The sequence below is a fragment of the Hansschlegelia zhihuaiae genome (assembly GCF_004103825.1).
GTDB classification, from domain to species: domain Bacteria; phylum Pseudomonadota; class Alphaproteobacteria; order Rhizobiales; family Methylopilaceae; genus Methylopila; species Methylopila zhihuaiae.
The window spans coordinates 35359-37757 of the sequence record NZ_RYFI01000027.1; the positions used below are offsets into that span (position 1 = coordinate 35359).

At 71.4% G+C, this 2399-nt stretch carries 3 protein-coding genes; all 3 read left to right on the top strand.

Annotated elements, in window-relative coordinates; all coding sequences use genetic code 11:
• Positions 1-671: glycolate oxidase subunit GlcE family protein (locus tag EK403_RS23495; RefSeq protein WP_487327332.1), on the top strand; the 671-nt coding region annotated here is incomplete at its 5' end.
• Positions 672-697: 26 nt separating this feature from the next.
• Positions 698-1093: a hypothetical protein gene (locus EK403_RS20330; protein WP_128779281.1), complete on the top strand. Its 396-nt coding sequence runs from the start codon at positions 698-700 to the stop codon at positions 1091-1093.
• Positions 1094-1113: 20 nt separating this feature from the next.
• Positions 1114-2399, top strand: a 1286-nt coding sequence (gene glcF / locus EK403_RS20335) for a glycolate oxidase subunit GlcF (RefSeq protein WP_128779299.1), incomplete at its 3' end; no start/stop codon positions are given.

Consider the following 2399-nt stretch of genomic DNA (forward strand, 5'->3'; position numbering starts at 1 on the left):
TCACCGAGGGGACGTTCAAGACGCTGCCGATCCCCGAGACCGAGACCTCGCTGGTGATCGAGGGGCTCGACGACGCCAAGGGGGTCGCGGCGCTGTGCGCCGCCATGGGCTCGCCCTTCGAGCCGACCGGCGCGGCGCATCTGCCGGCCGCCGGCGGCGCGCCGGCCCGAACGGTCCTGCGGCTCGAGAACTTCCGCACCCAGCTCGAATATCGCTCCGGCGAACTCGCCAAGCTGCTCAAGCCTTACGGCGCGGCGGCGCGCCTTGAGGCCGAGGCCTCGCGGGCTCTCTGGCGCGAGATCGCCGCGGCGGCGCCGCTGCTCGGCGCCGCTTCCCGCCAGATCTGGCGCATTTCGGTCGCACCGTCGCGCGCGGCGGCGCTGGTCGCGAGCCTCGGCGACCTTCCGGCGGCGCATTTCTACGACTGGAGCGGCGGCCTGGTCTGGGTCGCGGTCGATCCCTCGGACGACGCCGGCGCGGGCGTCATCCGGCCGCTGGTTCGACGGGCCCACGCGCACGCGACCCTTATCCGCGCCGATGACGGGGTGCGGGCTTCGGTCGCCGTGTTCGAGCCGGAGGCGCCGGCGCTCGCAAGGCTGACCGCGGAAGTGACGGCGGCCTTCGATCCGGCGGGCGTGCTCAATCCGGGGCGGATGCATGTCCGGGGCTGAGGCGGGCGAAACCGGAGGGGCCGGCGATGATCCGCTGGTCGGAAATGCGGCTCGTGGCGGTCCTGGCGCTCGCGGTCGCGCCGCAGGCCGCCACTGCACAGTCCTGCCCGCCGATCGACCAGGCGCTCGCCGAGATCATGGCGCGCGAGCGCGCGCAGCGGGCCGACGTCACCGAGCGGCTGGCCTGCCATTTCCCGCCGGGCATGAGCTTCAACGAGGCCGCCATGCTGCTTGATGGCAACGGTTTCGACCTGCTGAACCGGACGGAGCGCATGTTCCACCGCTGGCCGATCGGCGGCCAGGAGTTCACCTCCGAACGCATCGTGGGGGGCGGCTCGTCCCGGGCCCTGTTCCGCGTCACCATCCACACGCTCGACAAGAAGATCGCGCGCTTTTCCGCGCAGTACTACGCCGAGCGCTAAGGCAGTTCGATCGACGTCACATGCAGACCGCCTTCGCCCCCGAACGCCTCGCCGCCGATCCGCAGCTCGCGGCCTCGGAGAAGATCCTGCGCACCTGCGTGCATTGCGGCTTCTGCACCGCGACCTGCCCGACCTATGTGCTGCTCGGCGACGAGCTCGATTCTCCGCGCGGAAGAATCTACCAGATCAAGGACATGCTGGAGGGCGGCAAGCCCGCGACGCCGCAGATCGTCAAGCACATCGACCGCTGCCTGTCGTGCCTGTCCTGCATGACCACCTGTCCGTCCGACGTGCATTACATGCACCTCGTCGACCACGCCCGCGCCCATATCGAGAACACCTACCGGCGACCGCTCGCCGACCGGCTGATGCGCGCGCTGCTGGCCTTCGTGCTGCCCCATCCCGGCCGGTTCCGGCTGGCGCTCGCAGGCGCCTGGTTCGCGAAGCCGCTCGCGCCGCTCTTCGCGAAAACGCCGGGCCTCGAGCGCCTCGCCGCGATGCTGAGGCTCGCGCCGTCCCGCGCCGCCGGCCGCTCGGGCCATGAGGGCCCGGCGGTGTTCCCGCCCGAGGGCGAGCGCAAGATGCGCGTCGCGATCCTGCAGGGCTGCGCGCAGCCGGTGCTGGAGCCCTCGATCAACGAGGCGGCGATCCGCTTCCTCAACCGCCACGGCGTCGAGGTGGTGCAGGCGGCGGGCGAGGGCTGCTGCGGCGCGCTGGTCCACCATATGGGCCGCGAGCACGACAGCCATCAGGCCGCCAAGCGCAACATCGACGCCTGGACGCGCGTGCTCGACGAAGGCGGCCTCGACGCGATCGTCATCACGACCTCGGGCTGCGGCACCACCATCAAGGATTACGGCTTCATGCTTCGCCAGGACGCGGCCTACGCCGAGAAGGCGGCCCGCATCTCCGCTCTCGCCAAGGATTTTTCGGAGGTCGCGGCGGGACTCGAGCTGAAGGTCGCGCGCGAGACCGGGCAGGCGGTCACCTACCACTCCGCCTGCTCGATGCAGCACGGCCAGTCGATCCGCGAGGAGCCGAAGGCGTTGCTGCGCGGCGCGGGCTTCCGCGTGAAGGAGCCGGCGGAGGGCCATCTCTGCTGCGGCTCGGCCGGCACCTACACCATCCTGCAGCCCGCGATCGCCACGCGGCTCCGCGACCGGAAGGTCGCCAATATCGAGCGGACCGCGCCGGAGATCGTGGCCGCGGGCAATATCGGCTGCCTGACGCAGATCCGCTCCGGCACGGCGATCCCATGCGTCCACACAGCGGAGCTGCTGGACTGGGCGACCGGCGGGGGGGGGGG